Genomic DNA, 24,376 nt, shown 5'->3' on the forward strand with positions numbered 1-24,376 from the left:
CATCCGCTGATTATCACATCCATAGTGTGAACGCATACTCCTCGAATGAACCGGCCATGCTCCCGCTGAAAAGGAGATCGCGATGAACGTCACCGTCAATCCAGCCATCCTGGAGCATACGATCGAGGCAGGGGAAGCGCCGCGGTCACGAGGACGGATCGTCAAGCGAGTTGCAATAGCGATGGGCCTGGTGGCTGGCTTCGCCGCCGCGGTATCCTATGGCTATGATTACTGGACGGTTGGCCAGTACCTCGAATCGACCGACGATGCTTATGTCAAGGCGGACTATACGATCGTGGCGCCGAAGACCTCTGGCTACATCGCCGAGGTGCTCGTGGAGGACAACACGCGCGTCAGGGCAGGTCAGGTCCTTGCCCGCATCGACGACCGCGATGCCAGGGCCGCGCTAGACCAGGCGCAAGCCGACGTCGAAGCGGCGGAGGCGGCGTTGCGCAATTTGGACGCTCAAATCGCCCTACAGAATTCGGTGATAGAACAGCAAAGGGCGAATGTCGCCGCGACGCAAGCGAAGCTCACTTTCGCGCGACAGGAGAACGATCGGTACAGGACCTTGCTGAGCAGCGGCTATGGCACCAGCCAGCGGGCGCAGGAGGCAGTGGCTGCGCTCAGCGAGAACGAAGCCCAGTTGCGGCGCGATCGCGCCGCGCTGGTTGCGGCAGGCAAGGCGATCGACGTGCTCGCGAGCGAGCGCGGCAAAGCACAGGCAGAAGCGGACCGCAGCCGCGCAGCACTGCGCCAGGCGCAGCTCAACCTCTCTTACACCGTGATCACCGCGCCGGTCGACGGCACAGTCGGGGCTCGCTCGCTTCGCGTGGGCCAGTACGTGCAGGCCGGAACCCAACTCATGGCTGTGGTCCCACTGGACGCGGTCTATGTCGTGGCGAATTTCAAAGAGACACAACTCGCCCATGTGCGCAGCGGACAGCCGGTCGAACTCGCAGTCGACGGCTTCCCCGGTGTGGCGCTCAGGGGGAATGTCGACAGCCTGTCGCCAGCAAGTGGGCTCGAATTCGCCCTGCTGCCCCCAGATAACGCCACCGGCAACTTCACCAAGATAGTCCAACGTATTCCGGTGAAGATCGCGATCGAGGGCGGCGGGCTCGCCGGGTTGCTACGGGCCGGCATGTCCGTCGAACCGACTATCGACACAAAATCAGCCTTTCGCGCTGCACAGCGCGAATTGGACGGCGGCCGCCGATCATAGTCAGCCGATGATCGGCACTGCTGAGCGGATTCCCTCCCGTCCGCTCGCCGGCCGCCGTCCAACATCTTTGCCTGTTGGTTCCCTAGCACCAAGGAGTCCGACCGTGTCTGCAACTCTAACCACCCACTCCGCACGCGAGAAGACGCCGAGGCTGGCCCAGCTTGAGGGCCAGTCGGCCTCTCTCAAATCCTGGGTCGCCGTCATCGGCTCGACGCTTGGAGCCTTCATGGCGGTCCTTAATATCCAGATTGTCAATGCTTCGCTGGCCGACATTCAAGGCGCCATAGGCGCCGGTATCGACGATGGAGGCTGGATATCGACCGCCTATCTCGTCGCGGAAATTGTCGTCATTCCGCTCACCGGATGGCTGTCGCGGGTCTACTCGATTCGTATCTACCTTCTGGCCAATGCGATCTTGTTCCTTGCTTTTTCCGTCGCCTGCGCCTTCGCGCATAACCTGCAGGAAATGATCGTCCTGCGAGCCTTCCAGGGGTTTTGCGGGGGCGTGCTGATCCCTGTTGCCTTCACCATCACCATAACTCTCTTGCCCAAGGCGAAGCAGCCGATCGGGTTCGCGCTGTTTGCGTTGTCGGCCACCTTTGCCCCGGCGATCGGGCCGACGATCGGCGGCTATCTCACCGAGAACTGGGGTTGGCAGTACATCTTCTACGTCAATCTCATTCCCGGCGCGCTCATGGTCGGCATGCTGTGGGGATCCCTCGAACCGACGCCGATGCAACTCTCGCTGCTGCGTCGGGGTGACTGGGCGGGGATCACCACAATGGCGATCGGGCTCGGAACCTTTCAGACTGTGCTTGAGGAAGGAAACAAGGACGACTGGTTCGGCTCACCTTTTATCGTCCGTCTGTCGCTGATCGCCGCCGTCAGCCTCTCCCTTTTTCTGTGGATTGAGCTGAGAAGCGAAAAGCCCTTGCTCAATCTCAAGCTGCTCGCTCGTTGGAATTTTGGTTTCTCCATCCTGGCCAGCTTCCTGCTTGGAGTGGTGCTTTACGGAGCTGTGTTCATCCTGCCGGTGTACCTCGCGCGCATGCAGGGCTATAACGCCCAGCAGATCGGCATGGTGCTGGCCTGGACGGGCTTGCCGCAGCTGCTACTGATCCCGCTCGTGCCGCGGCTGATGCAGCGCTTTGATATCCGCATTCTGGTCATCGTCGGCTTTGCGCTCTTTGCCGTGAGCAACTTCATGAATATCGAACTGACGACGGCATACGCGTCAGACCAGTTTTTTTGGCCCAACATCGTCCGCGCCGTCGGTCAGGCCCTTGTCATGGTCCCCCTTTCGGCTGTGGCCACTGCGGGTATCGACAGCCAGAACGCAGGCTCCGCCTCAGCGCTGTTCAACATGATGCGAAATCTGGGAGGCGCGGTTGGAATTGCCTTGTTGCAGACATTTCTGACCAAGCGCGAGCAGTTTCACTCCAATGTGCTTGTCCAGCACGTATCGATGTTCGAAGAAGGCACACGCGGACGCTTGGACCATCTTACTCGGCACTTTATGGCGCATGGCGTCAGCGATCGCGCGGCCGCGACGCATCAGGCCCTCGTCGCCATTGGTCGGACGGTGCAGAAGCAGGCCTACATCATGGCTTTCAGTGACGCCTTCTACCTGCTCGGGGCGGCTCTCGTCGCCGCGCTCGTCGCCACCATGATGCTGCGCAAACCAAGCCGTGTCGAGGCAGGCGGCGCACACTGAACCGTTTGGACTGAAAACCGGAAAGGACAATTCAATGATCTCAAATCCCGAATTGCGGCGGCGTGGGCTTGCGCATTTCGAGCGGCTTTTCGGCGCCGGGGCAGGCGACGCCCTTGTCCGCGACATGGAAGGACTGTGCCCAGACTTCACGGACATGTCGATCGAATGGGCCATTGGCGGCATCACTGCCCGTCCTGGGCTTGACTATGTGACTCGTGAGCTCGTGGTAATCGCCGCCTGCGTTACGTTGGGACACACCGTCACGCAGTTAAGGGCGCATACGCAAGCCGCGCTTAATGCGGGCGCAACGCGCGAGCAGATCATCGAGGCGATTCTGCAGCTTACTTTCTATGCTGGAGGAGCCGCCGTCAGGAACGCCCTGGTCCATGTCAAGGATATCCTCAACCACACCATCGGGCGTGACGGTGGACAAGCCGGCGAAAGATGATGACACGAGGCGGCACGCCATTCTGGCGGTGCGACTGGGTCATCGGCCGGCGCTTGACATTGTCTTGCGCGAAGCGGGCCATCTTTTGATCCAGCGCGACATGGTCAGTGGCAAAAGGCTGACAAGGCAGGCACCCTCGCGATGGCGGTGCAGACCTGAATGTCCGCTATGCGGGTATCCGGGGACCAAAGCTGCCAATCCGCCTCTGTTGGATGTGGATGACACTCCACCCCTATGACGGTAAGGTTCGTCCAGAGATCAAATCGGCCGCCTTCTCGGCGATCATGATCACGGCGGCATTGGTGTTCGACGACACAATGCGCGGCATTACCGAACTGTCGCAGACGCGCAGGCCCTGAAGACCGCGCAGGCGAAGCTCGGGGTCGACGACGCTGTCGGCATCGCCGCCCATGCGGCAGGTGCCGACCGGATGGTAAGCGCTGCGGCCATGCTGGCGGGCAAAGGCTTCGAGCGCCGCGCGGCCCTTCGTCGCCGCTCCAGGCAGATGCTCGCGGCTGATGAATTTGGCGAAGGCCGGCTGCGAGAGGATCTCGCGGCTGATCTCGATGCCGTCGATGGCGCGCTCAAGGTCGTAGCGTTCGGCAAAAGGATTGGGATCGATGATCGGGGCATCGCGCGGGTCCGCCGAGCGCAGCGCCACACTGCCGCGCGAGCGCGGTCGCACATGATAAGAATTCAGCGTGCAGCCATTGCCGCCTGGAACCGAGCCGATGCCTTCCTCGACGCCGGCGCCAGGCAGGAAATGGAACTGGATGTCCGGTGTCTTCTCGGCGCGATCGCCCCACCAGAAAGCGCCGGCTTCGACGATGTTGGAAGCCACCGGTCCCTTGCCGAACAGCGCGTATTCGAGACCGGCGGCGGCCTGCCAGCGCATCTTCTTGTAGCGGTCAATGCCATGCGGCCCGTTGAGTTCGGCGACGACGTCGACATCCATATGGTCATGCAGGTTCTGGCCGACGTTTTTCAGATCGTGCACCACCTTGATGCTGTGCTGGCCGAGATGCGCGGCTGGGCCGATGCCGGACAGCATCAGGAGTTTCGGCGAGCCGATGGCGCCGGCGGTGACGATCACCTCGCGCTCGGCGCGCAGCAGCTCGGCGCGGCCGTTGGCGATGATCTCGACGCCGACGGCGCGGCCGTTCTCGACGACGACACGGCTGACCGTGGCGTCGGTGCGCAGCGTCAGATTCCCGCGGGCGAGAACTGGCTTCAGATAGGCGACCGCGGTGCTCGAGCGCCTGCCATTGCGCGTCGTCGTCTGGTAGAAGCCGGCACCTTCCTGCTCGCCGGCATTGAAGTCGGCGCGGAAGGGGAGGCCGGCCTGCTGCGCCGCCTTGACGAAGATCCTGGTCAGCGGGTGCGGCGCGCCGCTGGAAACGCCGAGCGGTCCGTCGATGCCGTGTTCGCGGCCCGCGAAGGTGTCGTTGCCCTCGGAGCGGACGAAGTAGGGCAGCACGTCGGCATAGCTCCATCCCGCGCAGCCGAAGTCGGCCGCCCAGTCGTCATAGTCCTGCGGGCAGCCTCGCGTGAACACCTGGGCATTGATGGACGAGCCGCCGCCCAGCACGCGCGCCTGCGGGTAGACCATGACGCGGCCGTCGATCTCCTTGCCCGGTGCCGCGTTATAGCCCCAGATCAGCGGCCCGGACGTCATCTTGAAGAAGCCGACCGGCATGTGGATGTAGCGGTCGGTGTCGGGCGGTCCGGCCTCGAGCAGGACGACCGACAGGCCTGGATCCTCGCTCAGCCTCGCGGCAAGCACGCAGCCGGCCGAGCCGCCGCCAACGATGATATAATCCGGCATTCTCACTCCCTTGCCGAGGCAAATCCGGCCTCGCTCTTTTACGCGCGACGATCTCAAGTCGCTTGTGCCACGTCAAGAGAAAGGGTATGGTTGCCGTGTTGAAGGGTTGTCGTACAAGTAGAGGAAGTTGACGGCCCATCAACGGAGGACCCAGCCGCGCTGCGTGGCGCAAGCGCCGGGGGAATAAATTCAATCGGGAGGTTCGAAATGAAGGACAGCAATGGTCTTGTATCCGGCAGGGTCAGTCGCCGGACGCTGATGCTGGGCGCCGCCGCCGGGGCGGCGACGCTGGCGATGCCGAATATATTGCGCGCGGCCGACAAACCGACGCTGGTGACGTCGATCCGCTCGTTGTCCAATCCCTACCACGCGGTCTGGAAGACCGGCGCCGAGGCTTATGCAAAATGGGCCGGGCTGGAGCACGTCACGCTGGTCTCGGAAGGCAACAGCGAGAAGGGTATCGCCGACATCAAGGCGGTGCTGGCCAAGACCAACGGCAACATGGTGCTCAATTCCGATCCCAACGATACGCCCGACGCGCGCCCGATCGTCGAAGCCTGCGCCAAGGCCGGCGCCTATGTGGTGACGCAGTGGAACAAGCCGGCGGACCTGCACCCCAAGGATTTCAACCCGAACTACGTCTCGCATATCGAGTTCGACGGCATCGCCAGCGGCAAGACCATCGCCGAGATCCTGTTCAAGACGATTGGCGGCAAGGGCGGTATCGTCGCGCTCGGCGGCCTGATCTCGACCACTGCCGCGATCGAGCGCAAGAAAGGCCTCGATGCGGCACTTGCCGCCAATCCCGACATCAAGCTGCTCGACTTCCAGGTCGCCAACTGGAAATCGACCGAGGCCTTCGACCTGATGGGCAATCTGCTCACCCGTTTCGGCGACGACATCAAGGGCATCTGGGCCGCCAATGACGACATGGGCTCCGGCGCGCTCGAAGCGCTGCGCGCCGAAAACCTTGCCGGCAAGGTGCCTATCGTCGGTGTGGACGGCATCAAGACGGCGGTCGACGCGGTGCGCACCGGCGAGTTCGCCTGCACCGTCACCTCCGATCCGTTCTGGCAAGGCGGCATGGGGCTTGCGATCGGCTACAACGCCAAGATCGGCAAGTTCGACCCGGCCAAGGAGCCGCCGGAGCACCGCGAATTCTACGGCAAGGCGGTGCTGATCTCCCACGACAATGTCGAGGAATATTACAAGACCAATGTCGAGTCGAAGCCCGAGATTGACTGGAACGATCTGTGGGGCCGGGTGACCGGAGCGATCCGCGCCTGACCCGTTGGGGCGGGCCGGCTTCTCCCTGGCAGCGGCCCGCTCCCTTTTTGCCGGCGTCCTGCGCCCGCGGCTACGACGCCTGTCACCAGCAGACGGGAACCGGTTTCTTGACAATCCATACAGAACCCCTGAAGTCCGTTTCCGACATCGAGCGGACGACGCTTATGACATTCCTCCCCCGCCGCATCGCCACTATGCTCGGCGGCAGGCGCTGGCGCAGGCTCGCGCCGTTGGCGGTGCTAGTCGTGCTGTGCATTCTTATCACGATCGCCAATCCCAATTTCATCGAGCTGCGCAATCTTGTGCGGTTGGCGAACTCCGCCGCGGTGCCGCTGACGCTCGCCATGGGGCTGACATTCATCATTCTGATGGGCAGCATCGACCTTTCGGTCGAGGGCACGCTGTCGGTGGCGGCGATGGTGGTGGTGCTGCTGGCCGCCAATGACTCGAACGGCAACGACTATGGCTGGTGGGCGGTGCTGGCGGCGATCGCCTCGGGCACGATCATGGGGCTGATCAGCGGTCTCGTCCAGACGATGCTGCGCATCCCATCTTTCATGGCGACGCTCGGCATGTGGTTCATCGGGCTTGGCCTGTCGGTCTATATGTTGGGCGGCTCGGCCATCCGCCTTAACGACGCCTCGATCCGCGACCTCGCCCTGCACCGTTTCCTTGGGCTGCCGCTAGCGGTCTGGGTCGCGATCGGCGCGTTCGCCCTTGCCGCCGTCATCCAGTATCACACCCGGCTCGGCCGCCACATATTGGCGATCGGGGGCGACGAGGACGTGACCAAGCTCTCTGGCGTCAACGTCACGCGCGTGCGCATCGCGGCGTTTGCGCTGGCCGGTTTCTTCTTCGGCATTGCAGGTGTGCTCGCCGCCGCCCAGCTCGGCCAGTCGCATGCCGTCATCGGCGACGGGAGGCTGTTTGCCGCGGTCACGGCGGTGGTCGTCGGCGGCACGGCGCTGACCGGCGGCGAGGGTGGCGTCGTCAATACGCTGATCGGCGTGCTGATCGTCACCGTCTTGGCCAACGGCATGATCCTGCTCGGCATCTCGCCTTACATCCAGCAGACTGTGCAGGGCCTGATGATCATCGCCGCCGTGGCGTTGTCGCTCGACCGCGTTCGCCTCAAGATCGTGAAGTGACCGCCATGCTGCAGGCGTCGAACATCATCAAGAACTTCCCCGGGGTCCAGGCGTTGCGCGACGTCTCCATAGAGGTGCGGCCAAACGAGGTGGTGGGGCTGATCGGCGAGAACGGCGCCGGCAAGTCGACGCTGATGCGGCTGCTGGCCGGCGGCTACAGGCCGGATGGCGGCTCACTCACGCTGGATGGCGAGCCGCTCAAACTGCGCAACGCCCGTGACGCTGCTAGGCACGGCATCGGAATGGTGTTCCAGGAACAGTCGCTGGTGCTCAATCTCACTGTCGCCGAAAACATCTATCTGGGGGAAGAAGACCGTTTCACCCGCTTCGGCCTCGTCAACTGGCGCGCCATGAACGCCGCGGCACGACGGCAGCTCGCCAAGATCGGGGTCGACATCGACGTCGCCGCGCGCACCTCCGAGCTGACCTTCGCAGCGCGCCAGATGGTCGAGCTCGCCAAGGCGCTGACGCTGGAGGAGATGGTCGAGCGTCCATTGCTCATCCTGCTCGACGAGCCGACCTCGGTGCTCAACGCCGCCGATATCGAGGTTCTGTTCGCGCGGGTGCGCTCGCTCAAATCCCGCGCCAGCTTCGTCTTTGTTTCGCACCGCCTCGACGAAGTGCTGGCGATCTCCGACCGCGTCTACACGATGAAGGACGGCGCGGTCGTGGCCGAGCACCGCGCCGCGGACGTCACCGCGCCGGAGCTGCACGAGATCATGGTCGGGCGCGGGCTGCAGGCCGAATATTACCGCGAGGCGCGCCAACAGCCGCCGGGCGACAAGATCATGGTCGAGGCCAAGGGGCTGGGCGCTAACGGCTTCTATCACGGGGTCGATCTTTCGATCCGCGCCGGCGAGATCGTGGGCATCGCCGGCGTCGTCGGCTCCGGCCGCGAGGAGGTGACCCGCACCGTCGGCGGCTTCCTGCCCCACGATGCCGGCGAGATGAAGATCGCCGGCGAGACGGTGCGCTTCGGCTCGCCGGAGCCTGCGGTGCGCAAGGGCATCGGCTATGTGCCGCGCGAGCGCAGGCTGGAAGGCCTGGTAATGTTCCTGTCGATCGCCGAGAACATTTCGCTGGCGGATCTCTCGATCGTCATGCGCAATGGCGCCATCGACTACGGCAAGGAGCGGCGGCTCGCCGCCGACTGGATCAAGCGGCTCAGCATCAAGGCGCCCGGACCGGACGCCGCCTGCCGCAAGCTCAGCGGCGGCAACCAGCAGAAGGTGGTGCTGGCGCGCTGGATGACGGCCGGCTCGCGCATCCTGGTGCTCGACCATCCGACGCGTGGTCTCGATGTCGGCGCCAAGGAAGAGGTCTACGAGCTGGTGCGCGATCTCTCGGAGCAGGGCGTGGCGATCCTTCTGATCTCCGACACGCTGGAAGAGACGATCGGCCTGTCGCACCAGGTGCTGGTGATGCGCGACGGCGAGATCACGGCGCGCTTCGATGCCAGTCCGGGCAACAAGCCAAACCAGGTAGACCTCTTGCGAGCGATGGTGTGAACCGATGAATGAAGGTTTCTCCATCAGGCAGGTGTTCGAGGGCAAGTGGACGCAGGGCGCCATCCCGCTGGTCCTGCTCGTGGCCCTTTTGCTGGTCATCGAGATCGCCGCGCCCGGCTTCCTGACAGGCGAGACGCTGGCCCTGCTCTTTGCCAACACCGCCGTGTTGTTCATCCTGGCCACTGGGGTCACCTTCGCCATCCTGCTCGGCGGCATCGACCTGTCGATCCAGGCGGTGGCCTCGCTGGCGAGCGTCATGCTGGCGCAGCTCTTGCCTACGCTAGGCTTCGCCGCCTTTCCGGTGGCGATCCTGTCCGGCCTCGCCTTCGGTCTGCTGAGCGGCATCGTCCACGTCAAGCTGCGCGTGCCGTCCTTCGTGGCGACATTGGCGACCGGCGGCGTGGTCACCGGCCTGGCGCTCTGGGTCTCCAACGGCCGCGCCATCACCATCGAGGAAGCCGGGCGTGAAAAGACGGCGTGGATCAACGCCACGATTTTCGGCCTGCCGATGGTGGTGCTGATTTCGGCCTTGATCGGCATCGTCAGCTTCCTGGCGCTGCGCTACACACGCTTCGGCCGTCAGGCGATCGCGGTCGGCGCCGGCGAGCCGGCGGCCTGGGCGGCAGGCATCAATGTCGACCGCACCAAGATCATCGCCTTTGCCGCATCCGGCATGCTGGCGGCTGTCGCCGGTGTGGTGCTGGCGGCCAGGCTGTCGAGCGGCTCGCCGGTTTTGGCCAACCAGCTGCTCTTGCCGGCCATCGCCGCCGTCATCGTCGGCGGCACCGCCATCACCGGTGGCCTTGGCGGCGTTGCGCGCACGGCGGTCGGCGCGCTGATCATCTCGATCGTGCGCATCGGCATGACTTTCGTCGGCGTCAACATTTTTCTCGAAAACATGGTGTTCGGCGCGGTGCTGATCGCCGCCGTCGCCATCACCATCGACCGCAGCAAGATCGCGGTCATCAAGTGACGACCCCATCCGCATGGCCTCCCAGGCAAGCGCGGCCGCGAGGGGACCGCATCGGCACAGAGCCGGTGCGGTCCAGAATGAAACTACTGCATGGTGTCGAGGCCGATCAGCTCGATCTTGTAGCCGTCAGGATCCTCGACGAAGGCGATGTGGGTGGTGCCGTGCTGCATCGGCCCGGGCTTGCGCGGGATCTTGGCGCCGCGCTTCTCGAGCTCGGCGCAGACGGCGTAGATGTCGTTGACGCCGAGCGCCAGGTGGCCGAAGCCGGTGCCGATCTCATAAGGTTCATCGCGGCCCCAGTTCAACGTCAGCTCGACGACGGCTTCCTTGTCCTCGGGGCCATAGCCGACAAAGGCGTTGGTGAACTTGCCGCCGGGATAATCGTCGCGGCGCAGCAGCGTCATGCCGAGCACCTCGGTGTAGAAGGCGATCGACTTGTCGAGGTCGAGCACCCTGATCATGGTGTGCATATAGCGAAAGCCGGGGGCGTCGCTCATTGGGAAAGTCCTCCGAATTCAGTGATTTGCCGGTCTGACCATCCACATCAAACGGCTTCGGGAAGCATGGCGTCGCTTGATGTTCTAAATCAGGGTTGTATGATAACACGACAAGATTGGTGGTTGTCCAGTCGTTTTCCGGAAGGATCCAGGTTCAGTTCATGAATGCCGTGCCGCCCAATTCCGCATCGCTGATCGCCGCCCTCACCGGCGTGCTGTCTGATGGCGGGCTGCTGACCGAGGCAGAGGACCTTGTCCGCTACAGCCGCGACTGGTCGGGCGACCATTTCAGCCGGCCACTGGCGGTGGCGCGGCCGGCTTCTGTGGAAGAGATGTCGGCGCTGATGCGGCACTGCCATGCCGAACGCATTGCCGTCGTGCCGCAAGGTGGCCTGACGGGCCTTGTCGGCGCGGCGGTAGCGGCTGACGGCAATGAGGTGGTCGTCTCGCTGGAGCGGATGAACAGGATCCGCTCGATCAGCCCGATCGACTTCGCCATGGTGGTCGAGGCCGGATGCATCCTGGAAGACGCCAAACGCGCCGCCGAAGAGCGCGACTGTATCTTGCCGATCACCTTCGGCGCCCAAGGCAGCTGCCGTATCGGCGGCAATGTCGCGACCAATGCCGGCGGCTTCAACGTGCTGCGCTACGGCATGACGCGCGACCTGGTGCTGGGCCTCGAAGTCGTGCTGGCCGACGGCCGGGTCTGGAACGGACTGAAGGTGCTGCGCAAGGACAATCGCGGCTACGACCTGAAGCAAATCTTCATCGGCTCGGAAGGTACGCTCGGCATCGTCACCGCCGCGGCACTGAAACTTTTTCCCAGGCCGACGCAGATCGAAACCGCGCTGGTCGGCCTGCGCTCGATCGAGGACGCCATGGCGCTCTATGCGCGGGCCCGGCGCGATTGCAGCGACCTGCTCACCGCCTTCGAGCTGATCCTGCGCGGCGGCATCGAGATCACCGTGCGCGAGCGCAAGGATTTCCCCGATCCGTTCCATAAGCCCTATCCGGCCTATGTGCTGATCGAGGTTTCCGGCGGCGGCCTGATCAACCTGTCCGATATGCTTGTGAATTTTCTCGGCAGCGCCGGCGATCTGGTCGAGGACGGTATCGTGGCGTCCACACGGGCGCAGGGCGAGCGTCTGTGGCTCTATCGCGAGATCATGGTCGAGCGCCAGGGGCGCGGCGGCCGCTATCTGCGCACCGATGTCTCGGTGCCGATCTCGAGGCTCGCCGATTTCGTCGCCGACGCGCTCTTCGAACTGGGACGGGCGAGACCCGATGCGCTGCCTGTCACCTACGGCCATGTCGGCGACGGCAACATCCATCTCAACGTCGTGCCGCCCGAAGGCATGGGCTCGGAAGAAATCGAGCGCCTGTTTGAAGAGGCGGAAGCGGAGATTTTCGCCGTCGTCGACCGCTATGGCGGCTCGATCAGCGCCGAGCACGGCATCGGCCGAGTCAAGCAGCGGGCCTTCCTCGACCGGATCGATCCGGTGAGCCTCGATCTCGCGGCAGGCATCAAGCAGGCGTTCGACCCGAACCACATATTGAGCGACGGCCGCATTCTGGCGCCCGCATCCGCCGTCGACTATAGGTGAGCGATGACGCTGAAGCTCGACAAGGTCAATCGCGGTCCGCACCTCTCTACACTGGTCGCGAGTTCCATCTCGCGCGAGATCGCGCAAGGGCGTCTGAAACCCGGCGATCAGCTGCCAACCGAACAGGCGCTGGCGACCACATTCGGGGTCAGCCGCAACGTGGTGCGCGAGGCGATCGCCAGGCTGCGCTCCGAGGGTCGGATCTGGTCGCAGCAGGGAAGAGGCGCCTTCGTTGCCGACGCGGCCAACGCCACGGTGCTCACGATCGATTATGAGGCCTTGCAGCGGGCTGATTCCTTCCGCAACCTGTTCGAGCTGCGCGGGATGTTGGAAGTGCAGATCGCCGCGCTCGCCGCAACCCGCCGCTCCGACGCCGATATCGAGGCGATGGAACAGGCGCTCGATGGGATGCGCACCGCGCCTTATGGCAGCGTCGCCTGGCTGAAGAACGACCTCGGCTTCCATCGCGCCGTCGCCGAGGCGACCCAGAACCCCTATATGGGCCAGTTCCTTGTCTTCGTCTCGGAGCGGGTCCGCGAAAGCATCCTGGCCGCCGGCAACCAGCAGAAGTCCGACGACATGGCGCGCACAACACTGGGCGAGCACGAGCGCATCCTGGCCGCGATCAAGGCCGGCGACGCGAAAGGAGCGAGCGCCGCGATGACGCGGCATCTCGCCGGTGCGGCTTCGCGTGTCGGACTGCCGGGAGGTGAGGCCTCCGCGAAGCCAGCATCGCCGGCGCGGCATTCGCGGCTGCGGAAGGCAGTGCGCGGGCAGGCGGCCGGGTAGGCAGCGACTCAGCCCGCTCGGTCAGCGCCAGCCAAAACGGAGAGGAGCGCCCTGTGCGATTTCACTCAGCCACCGGTTCCATCAGCGACACCCCATTCAGCCCCGCGATTACATCCGACAGCGCCGGCACGAATTTTTCGCCGTGCCCCGTAGCCACCGCCGTGGCAAAACCGTTGCGGACCACGGCGCCGACCGGGTTGGCGATGCCGGCGGCCTGGGCGAAGGAGGCGAGGTAGGTCATGTCCTTCAGCGCGTTGGCAATGGCGAAGCGCTGGGCGTTTTCGTTGCGGTTCAGTACGAAGTCGAAAAAGGCCTGGTAGAAGCCGCAATCCATGCGGCTGCCGGAGATGACGCTGTTGAAGACCTGCGGCGTCAGCCCGGCCTTGGCGCCCAGCGTCAGCGCTTCCGAATAGATCGCGGAATAGCCCATCGAGACGAAATTGTTGAGCAGCTTCATGGTGTGGCCGCTGCCGGTCGGACCGGTGTGGACGACGCGAGCCGCGAAGGCTTCGAGCACTGGCTGAGCGCGGGCGACCGCTTCCGCCGCGCCGCCGACCATGACGTCGAGCTTGCCTTCGACCGCTTCCTTGGGGGTGCGCGCCAGCGGCGCGTCGATCAGCGTCACGCTTTGAGCTGCAAGTTCGGCGGCGAGCGCGATCGTCGAGGACGGGTTGGAGGTGGAGCAGTCGATGATGAGCAGCGGTTTGTCGGCAGCCGCAAGCCCCTCCGGACCCTTCACAACCGCTTCCACCTGCGGCGAGCCGGTGACACAGATCAGCACGATATCGCAGGTTTCGGCGAGCGCGCGCGGCGTCGCAGCCTGGCGGGCGCCGGCGCCGACCAGCTTCAGCGCCGCCTCCTGGTTGCGGTGTGCCCAGACCGTCAGCGGCCAGCCCTTGGCGAGAAGGTTGGCCGCCATGCCCGAACCCATCGCGCCCAGGCCGATAAAGCCGATTTGCTGCTTCATATTGGTCTTCCCTTGCTGTTGGCGTTTCTGTCTTGACGCATGCCGTAGTCCCAGGACCGCTGCTCACTTCTGGGCGGCATGCATTCGAAACGAAAGATTGCCGTTGCAACCAAGCGGTGCGATCCTTGGCGCAAGAATCGATTTAACCGGGCCGGTTTTCGGATGACGGATCGCGAGGGAGCAATGTTCGGCGCCATTCGCCAGTCCCCCAACCTCAGGGGCGAACTGGTCGACAAGTTTGCCGCGCAGATCGAAGCCGGCGATCTTGCGCCTGGCCAGAGGCTGCCCACCGAGCAGGAGATTGTCAACGCAACAGGCGTCAGCCGGACCGTGGTTCGCGAGGCGCTGGCATCGTTGCGCGCACGCGGGCTGATCACCACGCGGCAGGGCCTCGGCGCCTTTGTGGCCCAGGAACCCCCGCCGAAAACCTTTTCGATCGTACCGACGGATGTCGAATCGATCGACGAGATCCTGGCCGTGCTCGAGCTGCGCATGGGCGTCGAGGCGGAAGCAGCGGCGCTGGCGGCCATGCGCAGGACTGCCAAGGACCTTGCGCTTATGGCCAAGTGGCTCGATGCAATCGACCGGGCGATCGCCGAGACGGGTCTTGCTGCGACCGAGGATGCGGCCTTCCATCGGGCGATTTCGCTCGCCTCGCACAACGCCTATTTCAGCCGGCTCTTCGACACGTTCGGCACCGCGATGATCCCGCGCCAATGGACGCAATACGATCGCTTGGAGCCCGACGAGCGCGAGCGGCATTTCGAGCGGACGCGGCGCGAGCACCGGGCGATCCACGACGCCATCGCGTCGCGCGACGCCAAGGCGGCGCAACGCGCGATGCGGCTGCACCTCATCCGTTCCTACAAGCGCTTCGAGCAGCTGCGCGACAGCGCCGGGAAGTAAATCGGGCAAGGCCGCTCGACCGGCTCGCAGTTTGTATCGATCAGTGGCCGCTGCGGCTTGACGTTCCAAGTCAGGTCGGGATCGATCGGCGCCATGCGCAGATGCCGGGAACATTCCGTCGCCCTTCCAGCCTGCCGGTAGATCCAAAACCGCCACTTTCCATCATTAGCTTTTGCATGATTACAGGGTTGTCATACAACTATCCAATCTGATATTCCTGCGGACACGACCCGTCAAGACGACGCGGGCTTTGAGGAGTGAGTTTCCATGCATCAAAGGCGATTTGGCCGCACCGGCTGGCAAGTGTCGGAAATCGGCTTCGGCAGTTGGGCGATCGGCGCCGACTGGGGCGACGTCGAGGAGAAGGACGCCATCGCGGCGCTCAACGCCGCGCTCGATTCAGGCGTGACGATGATCGACACCGCCGACGTCTATGGCGACGGCCGGGCGGAGAAGCTGATCGCAAAGACGCTGAAGGGACGAGGCGGCGCGAGGCCTATGGTCGCCACCAAGGCCGGCAAGCGGCTGAACCCGCATGTCGCCTCCGGCTACAATCGCCAGAACCTGACCAGCTTCGTCGAGCGCAGCCTGCGCTATCTCGAGGTCGACGTGCTGGACCTCATCCAACTCCACTGTCCGATGACGGAGGTCTTCTACCAGCCCGAGACGTTCGAGGCGCTGGACAGGCTGGTCGAGGAGGGCAAGATCCGTCACTATGGCGTCAGCGTCGAAAAGGTCGAGGAAGGCATCAAGGCGCTGCAATATCCCGGCGTCGCCAGCGTCCAGATCATCTACAACATCTTTCGGCAGCGCCCGGCGGAGCTGTTCTTCGACATGGCGCGCCAGAAGGATGTTGCCATCATCGTCAGGGTGCCGCTGGCCAGCGGCCTGCTCTCCGGCAAGTTCAAGAGCGATTCCAGCTTCAGCGCCAAGGACCACCGCAACTATAACCGTCAAGGCGAGGCCTTCGACGTCGGCGAGACGTTCGCGGGCGTCAACTATGAGGAAGGCCTGCAGGCGGTCGAGGAATTGCGGCCGCTGCTGCCGCCAGGCGCTACAATGGCGCAATGGGCGCTGCGCTGGATCCTGATGAACCCGGCGGTTACGGTTACCATTCCGGGCGCCAAGTCCGTCCGGCAGGCGCAGGAAAACGCCGCCGCGTCCGACCTGCCGGCGCTCTCGCTGCAAGTGATGAAGCGCATCGCCGACATCTATGAGCGACGCATCAAGGCCGCCGTTCATCAGCGCTGGTGAGCGCCATGGGCACCGGCAAGCCCCTGGTGATCGACGGGCATCAGCATTTCTGGGACCCCGCGGACGGGTCCTGCGGCTGGATGACGGAGGATTACGCCGCCATCCGCCGGGTGTTCACGCCCGAGGACCTCAGGCCGGCGCTGGCCGCGGCCGGCGTGGACAGGACCATCCTGGTCCAGACATGGCATTCGCTCGGCGAGACGCGGGGGTTCCTGGTCACGGCCAGCCGGACCGATTTCGTCGCCGGCGTCGTCGGCTGGGTCGACCTCACCGAACCCGAGGTGGCGGCCACGGTGTCCGAGCTGAAGGCGCGGCCGGATGGCCATTACCTAGTCGGCATTCGTCACCTCGTCCACAACGAGACGGATCCGAACTGGCTGCTGCGCGCGGAAGTCCAGCGCGGGCTGGCGGCTGTCGCCGAGGCGGGGCTGGTCTATGACCTGCTGTTGAAGGAGCCGCAGATTCCGGCTGCTTTGGAGACGGTGGAACGGCATCCCAATTTGCGTTTCGTCGTCGACCACATCGCAAAACCGCGCATTGCGCAGCGCGCGATGGAGCCGTGGGCCGGATTGATGCAGGGCTTCGCGGCGCATCGCGACCATGTCTGGTGCAAGCTCTCCGGAATGGTCACGGAAGCCGACTGGCGGCGCTGGAATAGCCAGGATCTGCAGCCCTATGTCGACGCGGTGCTTTCGATCTTCGGACCGTCGCGATGCCTGTTCGGTTCGGATTGGCCGGTCTGCCTGGTCGCCGCAAACTATCGGTCGGTCAAGCGCGCGCTTGACGACTGTCTTTCCGGGCTGACGGAGCAAGAGCGTTCGCAGATTTTTGGAGCTTCCGCCCTCGAGGCGTACCGCTTGTCGCTGTAACAGTGACAAGGCTCTGAATGTCTCCCGCCCGAGCGGTCGCGGGGCCACATTCAACGCCACCATCATCGCGGCGCATTGTCTTTGCGTCGGGCATCCTTGTCCGGCGCCTCGCGCCGACTGCGGTGAACTTCCTCAAACAAGGTGACATCAGAAACGAAGGAAAGGGGTGATGCGGCCCCTTTCGTTCGTCCGGCCCAGGGCGCAGCAATGTTGACAGCCGTGTTACATGGTAATAGGGTTGTATGACAAGTTAGCCATGTAACGGGAGGAACATGCATGAGACAGCTAGGACTTGGATTGACCATGGCGGCCGCGGGGCTCGCCATGGCTTTGCAGACGGCCCGCGCCGACGAGGAACTGCCCATCGGCGTCATCGCCGCGCAGTCGGGCTCATTCGTTTCGGCCGGCAACACCATCGTCGGCGCGGCCAACCTGGCGGCGCAGCAGATCAACGACGCCGGCGGCATCAAGGTCGGCGACAAGACCTACAAGATCAAGCTCTATATCCGCGACAACCGGACCGATGTGAACGTCTCCATCGCGGCCGCGCGCGAGCTGGTCAACGACATCGGCGTCAAGGCCATCTGGGGCACCGAGACGCATGACTTCTCGGTGTCCATGGCCAAGATCACCGGCCCGGCCAAGGTGCTGCAGTTTTCCGGGAACAGCTCGCTCGGCGCCGTGCTCGACGACAAGGCCGTCGCCGAGGGCGGCTGGCTCCACTACACGTTCCAGAGCGAGCCGCAGGAATGGCAGCGCAGCGGCAGCACCGCCAAGGGCGTGCTGTCGCTGCTCACGCCGCAGCTGAAGTCGCCGCCGAAGCATTCGGTGGTGTTCGTCGGCAATGACGCGACCGGACAGTATCTGTCGTCGCACTATGTCAAGGCGCTCGAGGCGGAAGGCCAGAAAGTCGACCTCGTGCAGTATCCGCCGGATACGACCGACTTCTCGCCGCTGCTCACCCGCATCAAGGGCATGAAGCCCGATATCGTGCATTTTTGGTACAATGGCGATTCAACCCTCACAGCTTTCCCGCAAGCCCTCAAGCTCGGCGTGGCGCCGTCCTATTTCCTGTTCGGCGTCGACCCGGGCATCTACCAGGAGCGCAGCCTCAAGGCGGACGTGCCGGTGACGATGAGCTGCGTGCCGGTCTGCTGGGGTTCCTCGCCATACCCCGAGGTGAAGCAGTATTTCGACAAATATTTCGGCCTCGGCGCCGCCAAGGGCCCGCAGTCCTCCGTTTCGCTGCTCTATTACGATTACTTCTTCTGGTACGCCAAGGCGCTGGAGAAGGTCGGCAAGATCGACGATCCGGACGCGGTGGTCGCGGAGCTCTTGAAGTCGGACTACAAGGGCGTCGTGTCGCCTGTGCCGCTTGTCTTCAACAAGCATCATCAGGTCACCTTCGCGACCGAGGTCTGCATGGTCGAACCCAACACATCCGACAAGTTCAAATGCGCGGTCGAGCAGCCGCCGGCCGCTCCACCGCCCGGCGACAACGGCGGCTGAGCCGGTCCGCAACGAAAATCCGACATCGGGATGGGCGGCTATGTTCCGCCCATCCTTCCCTGCAGGTTCTCCACCCGGATTTGATGATGGACATTTTTGTGCAGCAACTGGTGAACAGCCTATCGGTTGCCAGCGTCACCATTCTCATCGGCATCGGCATCACGCTGATCTTCGGCCTGGCCGGCATCGTCAATTTCGCGCATGGCGAGTTCCTGATGGTCGGCGGCATGGCGACCTGGTTCATGGTCGGCGCCGGGATGAACTTCTTTGTGGCGCTGGTGTTGGCCGGCCTGCTGGTCGGGGCGCTCGGCTTTGCCGCCGAACGATGCCTGTTCCGCTTCACGCTCAACCGGCCGATGAACGGCTTCATCATGTCGATCGGCCTCAGCGTGATCCTGCAGCACGCCGTCATCCGCGTCTTCAACGAGTTCCAGAAAAGCATCACCGACCCGGTCGGCCTAGTCTGGACGATCGGCGGCGTGGATATCATCGCGATGCGCGCGATCGTCGTCGCGGTAACGGCCGTGATCGTGGCGATAACCTATTTCGGCATCTCGCGCAGCCGCTATGGGATGGCGTTGCGGGCGAGCGTTTCGGACCGCGACACCGCTGAGCTGATGGGCATTCCGGTTCGCCGCTACGTCACCGGCGTCTTCATCTATGGCAGCCTGCTTGCCGGCATCGGCGGCGCGCTGATGATCTCGCTGTTTCCGATCACGCCCTTCACCGGCAGCGTCATCATCATTCGCGGCTTCGCGGTCTCGCTAATCGGCGGTCTCGGCAATGTCGGTGGCGCCGTCGTCGGCGGCCTGGTGCTCGGCCTCGTCGATGGCCTCAGCGCCGGTTACGGATATCCGGAATGGACCGACGCCTATTCGCTGGTCGTGATGATCCTGATCCTGGTGCTGCGGCCCCAGGGACTGCTTGGCGGCACGCTCGGCCGGAAGGCATCGTGAGATGTCGATGCCAATGACCGACAACAGCGCCGGAAAGACAGGCGCCACGCCAGAAGGCGTCAGGGCACGGGATCGGCTCGCGCTTCTGACGGCCGACAATGCCGCCGTTCCGCTGCCGGCCGGCGTCCAGGCGATCACGGCAATCCTGCTGGCGGTGCTGCTCATCGCCTTGCCCTGGCTCGGCCTCGGCTACCGCTTCCTGTCGATCGCCATCACGACGCTCTATACGGCGATCGGCCTCTACGGCCTCGGTCTGCAGTTCGGCCAGGCCGGCATCATGTCGGTCGGCCATGCGGCGCTGATGGGGGTCGGCGCCTATGCCTCGGCCATCCTTTCCGTGCAGCTCGGCTTGGGCTTCTGGACCTCGCTGCCCTTCGCCATGGCCTTGTCGGCGATCGTCGGCGGCGTCATCGGTCTGCCGACGCTGAGGGTGGGCGGACAGCATTACATCATCATCACCTTCTGCTTCTGCGCCCTGTTCGTCATCGTGCTCACCAATGGCGGCACCTTCACCGGATCCGCCACCGGCCTCGATGTCGGGTCGGTCACTCCCTTGCCCGGCATCAATTTCGACAAGCTCTCCAACAATTACTATCTGGTTCTGGCGGCGCTCTTCCTGGCGCTCGCCGCGACCTATCTCATCGGCATTTCGCGCTACGGCCGGACGTTGCGGGCCATCCGCGAGAACGAGCAGCTGGCGCGTTCGGTCGGCATCAATGTCGACCTGCACAAGCTTGGCGTGCTGATGGTTTCAGGCCTGTTTGCCGGCCTCGCCGGCGTGCTGCAGCTCTACTACCTGCGCCACATCTCGCCGACCCTGTTCGGCGCTTTCCCCAGCCTTTACCTGGCGCTGATGGTCATGCTGGGCGGCGCCCGCTATCTCTACGGGCCGCTGATTGGCGCGGTCGTCGTCAATTTCCTGCCCGAGGTGCTCAACCTCGATCCGGTCGATTCCCGCATCGCCTACGGCGTCTGCCTGCTTCTGGTGATCCTTTTGCTGCCGGGCGGAGTCGGCGCCGGCATCAAGAACATCTGCTGCGCGATCCGTGGCGGGTCCGAGACGCAAGTCGGAGGCTCGAATGGCCGCGCTTGAGGTGAGGGGCCTGCGCAAGCAGTTCGGCGGCGTCGTCGCGCTCAACGGCATCGATCTCGACATCGACACCGACCGCGTCGTCGGCATCGTCGGCCCCAACGGATCCGGCAAGACCACCTTGTTCAACGTCGTCAGCGGCGTTCATCCGGCCACTGGCGGCACGGTGTTCTGGCAGGGGCAGGACATCACCAATATCGGCGCCCATCGCATAGCGCGAAAGCGGCTGGTGCGGACGTTTCAGCAGGCGATGTCGTTTCCGGGTCTGACCGTCGACGAGAATGTCCGAATCGCCTGGGAGCAGGGCAGGAGGGGCGGCGGTCGCTGGACCTCACCCGGCATGATCCTCGACTTCGTCGGCCTGGCGCCGCTCGGCAGGACGATCGCCGGGTCGCTGCCGTTCGGCAGCCTCAGGCGCCTTGGGCTGGCCGTCGCGCTCGGCGTTTCTCCCGAACTCCTGCTGTTGGACGAGCCCGGCGCCGGGCTGAACGACAGCGAAGCCCAGGCCTTCGCTTCGGTCATCGCGCAACTGCCGCCGCAAGGCATCGGCGTCTGCCTCATCGACCATGACATGGACATGATGTCCGACCTCTGCGACCGCCTCGTCGTGCTCGATTTCGGCACCAAGATCGCGGAAGGCCCGCCGTCCCAGGTGCTCGCCGACCCCAAGGTGCGCGAGGTCTATCTCGGCCCGGACAAGAAGGCGGCCGCGCCATGAGCCTGCTTGCGGTCGAACATGTCGATACCGGCTATGGGCCAGTCGCGGTCAATCGCGACGTCTCGCTCGCGGTCGGCCAAAATGAGATCGTCACCATCCTCGGCCCCAACGGCGCCGGCAAGACGACGCTGCTGCGTTCCATCGCCGGTCTGGTGAAGCCGCGGCGCGGCGCGGTGACCTTCGACGGTCGCGACGTTACCGCGCTTCATGCCGACGAAAAGGCAACGCTCGGCGTCGTGATGGTGCCGGAGGGCCGCCACGTGTTCGCCGACATGAGCGTGCGCGAGAACCTTTTGCTCGGCGCCTACTGCCGCAAGGACAGGGATGCGATCGAGGCCGACATCGCCTTGATGGAGAGTTATTTCACCATTCTCGCCAAGAAGCGAGGCGCCAAGGCCGGCACGCTCAGCGGCGGCCAGCAGCAGATGCTGGCGATCGCGCGTGGCCTGATGGCGAGACCACGCATCCTTCTGCTTGACGAGCCGTCGCTCGGACTGTCGCCATTGCTGGTGTCGGATCTGCAGGGCATCATCCTGGATGTGCGCGAGAAGTTCCGTGCCGCGGTGCTCCTCGTCGAGCAGAACGCCGGACTGGCGCTCTCGGTGGCCGAGCAAGGCTATCTGATGAATTCCGGACGCATCGTGGCCTCAGGCAGCATCGAAGAGTTGCAACAGTCATCGGTCATGCAGGAACTCTATCTCGGCAAGAGGGCACAGCAGAACCACGGCGGAAAGCCGCTCAACGCCGGTTCGTAAGGTCCTCCACCAGCGCTCAGATGTCCCGCCCCTTGCTGGTGAGACCATGGATCAGCAGCACGACCAGGATGATCGCGCCGAAGATGATCTGGCGTGCGGCTGGGGGCATCTGCATCACGGAAAGGATCGACGATAGAAGCGTGATGAAGATTGCTCCGGCGAAGGTGCCGATATAGTTGCCTCGACCACGGCCGAGATGACCGGCATGAGATAAGGATCCCCATACCTGATAGGCCTGGTTGGTATAGCCTAACGTAAGCAAGTGGATGTTTTCCAACCTACCGATGGCTGGCTGATGCAGGCCTCTGATTGCCTTTCCAGGGACGACTATTCCAGCTTTCGATAGCGGCGGCCTCATCAATGCATATCGGTCCTGACGCTCCGCATTCGTCGCAGAGGATGACCACTCGCATCTCCCGCGTGACATGAGGCCTACCTTCTGTGCTGGTGCAGAACGGGCAAGCGTTTGGAGTCATCTTTCCCCCGGCTTCAAACGGAGCGGGAAGCGGCAGCCCGGCGCTTCCCATTGGATACGAATCAGTATCCAGGCTCCTCGACATGCTAGGGATTTTCGCCGGTGATTGCGACAGGGAAGGCTCAATCGAGCAAGAATGCGGGTGCAGTGTGTGGTCCCGCGACGCCAATCCCTCATTCGCGAATACAGCGAGCCGAAGACGCTGGAAGCACACACACGGATCAGTCTTCGGCAACAGAGGGCACATGCCGTGGTACCTAGACGTCAAAGTCCCTAGCGCCTCACCGGAGCCGTGCTTTCCCTGACAATCAAGCGGATTGCCAGCTCGCGTTGCCTCAAATGCAGCCGCTGCGACGGCGATGCCAGGATGTAGTCCGCAGCGATGCGGCCCATGTCTCGCGCCGGCACCTCCAGCGTGGTCAATTCCGGTGAGGTGAGTTCCGCGATTTCCAGATTGTCGAAGCCAACGATCGAAACTTGTCCGGGGACCGCGATCCCGGCGGCATGACAGTATTTGATGGCGCCGGCTGCAAGGAGCTGTCATCACCCAGTCGCGCCTGACCGCTCCAGGCAGATCGCCACTCCCTGTCCCCCGCCGATGCAGAGCGAAGCCAGGCCCTTCCGTGCATCGCGGCGAACCATCTCATGCAGCAGCGTCACCACGATGCGGCAGCCGGAACCGGCCAGCGGGTGGCCGAGGGCGATGGCGCCGCCGCTCATGTTGATGATGTCCTCGTTCCAGCCCATCTCGCGGTTGACGGCGATGGCCTGCGCGGCGAACGCTTCGTTGATCTCCATCACGTCGAGATCGGCATGGTGCCAGCCAGCCTTGTCGAGCGCGCGCTGCGAGGCCGCGACGGGGCCGAGGCCCATATCCATCGGCTCGACGCCTGCGGAAGCGTAGGATGCGATGCGGGCGAGGGGCGTCAGGCCGAGCTCGGTCATCTGCGCTTCCGACATCACAAGCACCGCCGCGGCGCCGTCATTGAGGCCGGAGGAGTTGCCGGCCGTGATCGTTCCAGCCGTATCGAAGACCGGCTTGAGTCGGCCGAGGCCTTCCATGGTGGTGGAAGGATTGGGGTGCTCGTCACGCTCGATGACGACATCGCATTGCTTGGCCTCGATCGATACGGGGACGATCTCGTCGTCGAACCTGCCAGCCTGGATGGCGGCGTCGGCCTTCTCCTGCGAGCGAAGTGCGAACCTGTCCTGTTCCTCGCGGGTGATCTGGTAGCGCTGTGCCAGCGCTTCCGCGGTTACGCCCATATGCACCTGATGGAAGGCATCCCATAGCCCGTCGGTGATCATGGAATCCTTGACGGTGCGGTCGCCCATGCGGATGCCGCCGCGGACGCCAGAAATGACATGCGGCGCCGAGGTCATCGAATCCTGCCCGCCGGCGATCACGCAATCGGCGTCGCCGCAACGTATGGCCTGGGCAGCGAGATGGATCGACTTCTGGCCGGCGCCGCACACTTTGTTGACGGTCATGGCGGGCACGCTGACCGGCAGGCCAGCCTTGAGCGCGGCCTGCCGCGCCGGATTCTGCCCGGCGCCGCCGGTCAGCACCTGCCCCATGATCACCTCGCCGACGGCATCGGGCGCAAGCTGCGCTTCGGCGAGCATTGCCTGGATAAGCTGCGCCCCCAGCTCCGCCGCCGACAGGCTGGCAAACGCGCCGTTCAGCTTGCCGATAGGCGTCCGTTTGGCGGCAACAATATAAACGGCGTCCATTCCAGTCCTCCCCAAATGCCGATTGCCAGCCTGCGATCGCGGCTTGACATTCTGGTTATAACCAATAATCTGAAACGCATCGGCAGGCAAGGTCGCGGCATCGAGTCGACCTGCATTGCGGGAGG

21 protein-coding genes and 2 pseudogenes are annotated in these 24,376 nt (G+C 64.1%); 17 read left to right on the forward strand and 6 right to left on the reverse strand.

The genetic code is table 11. From position 1 onward, the window contains the following. Positions 1-82: 82 nt before the first annotated feature. The 3 genes from CK224_RS08070 to CK224_RS08080 all read left to right on the forward strand — a co-directional run bounded on the left by CK224_RS08070 (position 83) and on the right by CK224_RS08080 (position 3,387). Positions 83-1,225, forward strand: a complete 1,143-nt coding sequence (locus CK224_RS08070; RefSeq protein WP_095781356.1) for an HlyD family secretion protein — start codon at positions 83-85, stop codon at positions 1,223-1,225. 151 nt (positions 1,226-1,376) lie between these two features. Beyond that, positions 1,377-2,939, forward strand: coding sequence for an MDR family MFS transporter (locus tag CK224_RS08075; protein WP_245425819.1), 1,563 nt, complete (start codon positions 1,377-1,379; stop codon positions 2,937-2,939). A 34-nt stretch (positions 2,940-2,973) separates the two neighbouring features. Next, positions 2,974-3,387 carry a carboxymuconolactone decarboxylase family protein gene (locus tag CK224_RS08080; protein ID WP_095781358.1) on the forward strand — a complete coding sequence of 138 codons (414 nt, stop codon included), beginning with the start codon at positions 2,974-2,976 and terminating at the stop codon, positions 3,385-3,387. A 232-nt stretch (positions 3,388-3,619) separates the two neighbouring features. Here the strand turns inward: CK224_RS08080 and CK224_RS08085 are convergent, their stop codons facing one another. Beyond that, positions 3,620-5,212, reverse strand: a complete 1,593-nt coding sequence (locus CK224_RS08085; protein WP_095781359.1) for a GMC family oxidoreductase N-terminal domain-containing protein — start codon at positions 5,210-5,212, stop codon at positions 3,620-3,622. A gap of 207 nt (positions 5,213-5,419) precedes the next feature. On the opposite strand from CK224_RS08085, the gene CK224_RS08090 reads away from it, so the two are divergent. The 4 genes from CK224_RS08090 to CK224_RS08105 all read left to right on the forward strand — a co-directional run bounded on the left by CK224_RS08090 (position 5,420) and on the right by CK224_RS08105 (position 10,128). Then, positions 5,420-6,499 (forward strand): sugar ABC transporter substrate-binding protein, encoded by a 1,080-nt coding sequence (locus tag CK224_RS08090; protein WP_095781360.1) that lies wholly within the window; start codon positions 5,420-5,422, stop codon positions 6,497-6,499. 164 nt (positions 6,500-6,663) lie between these two features. Further along, the gene (locus tag CK224_RS08095; RefSeq protein ID WP_095781361.1) at positions 6,664-7,647 is read left to right on the forward strand and encodes an ABC transporter permease; all 984 of its coding nucleotides are present in this window, start codon (positions 6,664-6,666) and stop codon (positions 7,645-7,647) included. A 5-nt stretch (positions 7,648-7,652) separates the two neighbouring features. Continuing rightward, positions 7,653-9,155 carry a sugar ABC transporter ATP-binding protein gene (locus CK224_RS08100; RefSeq protein WP_095781362.1) on the forward strand — a complete coding sequence of 501 codons (1,503 nt, stop codon included), beginning with the start codon at positions 7,653-7,655 and terminating at the stop codon, positions 9,153-9,155. A 4-nt stretch (positions 9,156-9,159) separates the two neighbouring features. Further along, positions 9,160-10,128 carry an ABC transporter permease gene (locus tag CK224_RS08105; RefSeq protein WP_095781363.1) on the forward strand — a complete coding sequence of 323 codons (969 nt, stop codon included), beginning with the start codon at positions 9,160-9,162 and terminating at the stop codon, positions 10,126-10,128. Between the two features lie 83 nt (positions 10,129-10,211). Here the strand turns inward: CK224_RS08105 and gloA are convergent, their stop codons facing one another. After that, the gene (gene gloA, locus CK224_RS08110; RefSeq protein WP_095781364.1) at positions 10,212-10,625 is read right to left on the reverse strand and encodes a lactoylglutathione lyase; all 414 of its coding nucleotides are present in this window, start codon (positions 10,623-10,625) and stop codon (positions 10,212-10,214) included. 161 nt (positions 10,626-10,786) lie between these two features. Between gloA and CK224_RS08115 the strand changes: the two genes are divergently transcribed. Together CK224_RS08115 and CK224_RS08120 are read left to right on the forward strand one after the other, a co-directional pair. Continuing rightward, on the forward strand, positions 10,787-12,229 hold the full coding sequence (locus tag CK224_RS08115) for an FAD-binding oxidoreductase (protein ID WP_095781365.1): 1,443 nt from the start codon (positions 10,787-10,789) through the stop codon (positions 12,227-12,229). Between the two features lie 3 nt (positions 12,230-12,232). Beyond that, entirely contained in the window at positions 12,233-13,018 is a 786-nt protein-coding gene (locus CK224_RS08120; protein ID WP_095781366.1) for a FadR/GntR family transcriptional regulator, read from the forward strand. Positions 13,019-13,079: 61 nt separating this feature from the next. Here the strand turns inward: CK224_RS08120 and CK224_RS08125 are convergent, their stop codons facing one another. Next, positions 13,080-14,039: an NAD(P)-dependent oxidoreductase gene (locus CK224_RS08125; RefSeq protein WP_280952256.1), complete on the reverse strand. Its 960-nt coding sequence runs from the start codon at positions 14,037-14,039 to the stop codon at positions 13,080-13,082. 108 nt (positions 14,040-14,147) lie between these two features. Between CK224_RS08125 and CK224_RS08130 the strand changes: the two genes are divergently transcribed. The 8 genes from CK224_RS08130 to CK224_RS08165 all read left to right on the forward strand — a co-directional run bounded on the left by CK224_RS08130 (position 14,148) and on the right by CK224_RS08165 (position 22,042). Continuing rightward, entirely contained in the window at positions 14,148-14,891 is a 744-nt protein-coding gene (locus CK224_RS08130; protein WP_095781368.1) for a FadR/GntR family transcriptional regulator, read from the forward strand. A gap of 267 nt (positions 14,892-15,158) precedes the next feature. Beyond that, the gene (locus tag CK224_RS08135; protein ID WP_095781369.1) at positions 15,159-16,145 is read left to right on the forward strand and encodes an aldo/keto reductase; all 987 of its coding nucleotides are present in this window, start codon (positions 15,159-15,161) and stop codon (positions 16,143-16,145) included. Between the two features lie 5 nt (positions 16,146-16,150). Beyond that, positions 16,151-17,014 carry an amidohydrolase family protein gene (locus CK224_RS08140; RefSeq protein ID WP_095781370.1) on the forward strand — a complete coding sequence of 288 codons (864 nt, stop codon included), beginning with the start codon at positions 16,151-16,153 and terminating at the stop codon, positions 17,012-17,014. Between the two features lie 276 nt (positions 17,015-17,290). Beyond that, positions 17,291-18,523: an ABC transporter substrate-binding protein gene (locus CK224_RS08145; protein ID WP_095781371.1), complete on the forward strand. Its 1,233-nt coding sequence runs from the start codon at positions 17,291-17,293 to the stop codon at positions 18,521-18,523. 86 nt (positions 18,524-18,609) lie between these two features. Further along, the gene (locus tag CK224_RS08150) at positions 18,610-19,479 is read left to right on the forward strand and encodes a branched-chain amino acid ABC transporter permease (RefSeq protein ID WP_095781471.1); all 870 of its coding nucleotides are present in this window, start codon (positions 18,610-18,612) and stop codon (positions 19,477-19,479) included. 7 nt (positions 19,480-19,486) lie between these two features. After that, positions 19,487-20,572, forward strand: a complete 1,086-nt coding sequence (locus CK224_RS08155; RefSeq protein WP_176477874.1) for a branched-chain amino acid ABC transporter permease — start codon at positions 19,487-19,489, stop codon at positions 20,570-20,572. Continuing rightward, positions 20,559-21,287, forward strand: a complete 729-nt coding sequence (locus tag CK224_RS08160) for an ABC transporter ATP-binding protein (RefSeq protein WP_095781373.1) — start codon at positions 20,559-20,561, stop codon at positions 21,285-21,287. The genes CK224_RS08155 and CK224_RS08160 overlap by 14 nt, the downstream gene beginning before the upstream one ends. Beyond that, positions 21,284-22,042 carry an ABC transporter ATP-binding protein gene (locus CK224_RS08165; protein WP_095781374.1) on the forward strand — a complete coding sequence of 253 codons (759 nt, stop codon included), beginning with the start codon at positions 21,284-21,286 and terminating at the stop codon, positions 22,040-22,042. Before CK224_RS08160 ends, CK224_RS08165 begins: the two co-directional genes overlap by 4 nt. Positions 22,043-22,058: 16 nt before the next feature. On the opposite strand, the pseudogene CK224_RS31895 reads toward CK224_RS08165, so the two are convergent. From CK224_RS31895 to CK224_RS08180, 3 genes and pseudogenes are all read right to left on the reverse strand, one after another. Then, a pseudogene (locus CK224_RS31895) lies at positions 22,059-22,238 on the reverse strand (ABC transporter permease); the annotation flags it as partial. Between the two features lie 552 nt (positions 22,239-22,790). Further along, positions 22,791-23,039: pseudogene (locus tag CK224_RS08175) on the reverse strand (substrate-binding domain-containing protein); the annotation flags it as partial. 21 nt (positions 23,040-23,060) lie between these two features. Beyond that, positions 23,061-24,251 carry an acetyl-CoA C-acetyltransferase gene (locus CK224_RS08180; protein ID WP_095781376.1) on the reverse strand — a complete coding sequence of 397 codons (1,191 nt, stop codon included), beginning with the start codon at positions 24,249-24,251 and terminating at the stop codon, positions 23,061-23,063. Positions 24,252-24,376: the final 125 nt, after the last annotated feature.

The organism is Mesorhizobium sp. WSM3862 (assembly GCF_002294985.1).
Classification (GTDB): domain Bacteria; phylum Pseudomonadota; class Alphaproteobacteria; order Rhizobiales; family Rhizobiaceae; genus Mesorhizobium.

Coding starts and splice junctions, on each gene's coding strand:
- CK224_RS08070 (WP_095781356.1), top strand. CDS start 83: ATGAACGTCACCGTCAATCCAGCCATCCTGGAGCATACGATCGAGGCA.
- CK224_RS08080 (WP_095781358.1), top strand. CDS start 2,974: ATGATCTCAAATCCCGAATTGCGGCGGCGTGGGCTTGCGCATTTCGAG.
- CK224_RS08085 (WP_095781359.1), bottom strand. CDS start 5,212: ATGCCGGATTATATCATCGTTGGCGGCGGCTCGGCCGGCTGCGTGCTT.
- CK224_RS08090 (WP_095781360.1), top strand. CDS start 5,420: ATGAAGGACAGCAATGGTCTTGTATCCGGCAGGGTCAGTCGCCGGACG.
- CK224_RS08095 (WP_095781361.1), top strand. CDS start 6,664: ATGACATTCCTCCCCCGCCGCATCGCCACTATGCTCGGCGGCAGGCGC.
- CK224_RS08100 (WP_095781362.1), top strand. CDS start 7,653: ATGCTGCAGGCGTCGAACATCATCAAGAACTTCCCCGGGGTCCAGGCG.
- CK224_RS08105 (WP_095781363.1), top strand. CDS start 9,160: ATGAATGAAGGTTTCTCCATCAGGCAGGTGTTCGAGGGCAAGTGGACG.
- gloA (WP_095781364.1), bottom strand. CDS start 10,625: ATGAGCGACGCCCCCGGCTTTCGCTATATGCACACCATGATCAGGGTG.
- CK224_RS08115 (WP_095781365.1), top strand. CDS start 10,787: ATGAATGCCGTGCCGCCCAATTCCGCATCGCTGATCGCCGCCCTCACC.
- CK224_RS08120 (WP_095781366.1), top strand. CDS start 12,233: ATGACGCTGAAGCTCGACAAGGTCAATCGCGGTCCGCACCTCTCTACA.
- CK224_RS08130 (WP_095781368.1), top strand. CDS start 14,148: ATGACGGATCGCGAGGGAGCAATGTTCGGCGCCATTCGCCAGTCCCCC.
- CK224_RS08135 (WP_095781369.1), top strand. CDS start 15,159: ATGCATCAAAGGCGATTTGGCCGCACCGGCTGGCAAGTGTCGGAAATC.
- CK224_RS08140 (WP_095781370.1), top strand. CDS start 16,151: ATGGGCACCGGCAAGCCCCTGGTGATCGACGGGCATCAGCATTTCTGG.
- CK224_RS08145 (WP_095781371.1), top strand. CDS start 17,291: ATGAGACAGCTAGGACTTGGATTGACCATGGCGGCCGCGGGGCTCGCC.
- CK224_RS08150 (WP_095781471.1), top strand. CDS start 18,610: ATGGACATTTTTGTGCAGCAACTGGTGAACAGCCTATCGGTTGCCAGC.
- CK224_RS08155 (WP_176477874.1), top strand. CDS start 19,487: ATGCCAATGACCGACAACAGCGCCGGAAAGACAGGCGCCACGCCAGAA.
- CK224_RS08160 (WP_095781373.1), top strand. CDS start 20,559: ATGGCCGCGCTTGAGGTGAGGGGCCTGCGCAAGCAGTTCGGCGGCGTC.
- CK224_RS08165 (WP_095781374.1), top strand. CDS start 21,284: ATGAGCCTGCTTGCGGTCGAACATGTCGATACCGGCTATGGGCCAGTC.
- CK224_RS08180 (WP_095781376.1), bottom strand. CDS start 24,251: ATGGACGCCGTTTATATTGTTGCCGCCAAACGGACGCCTATCGGCAAG.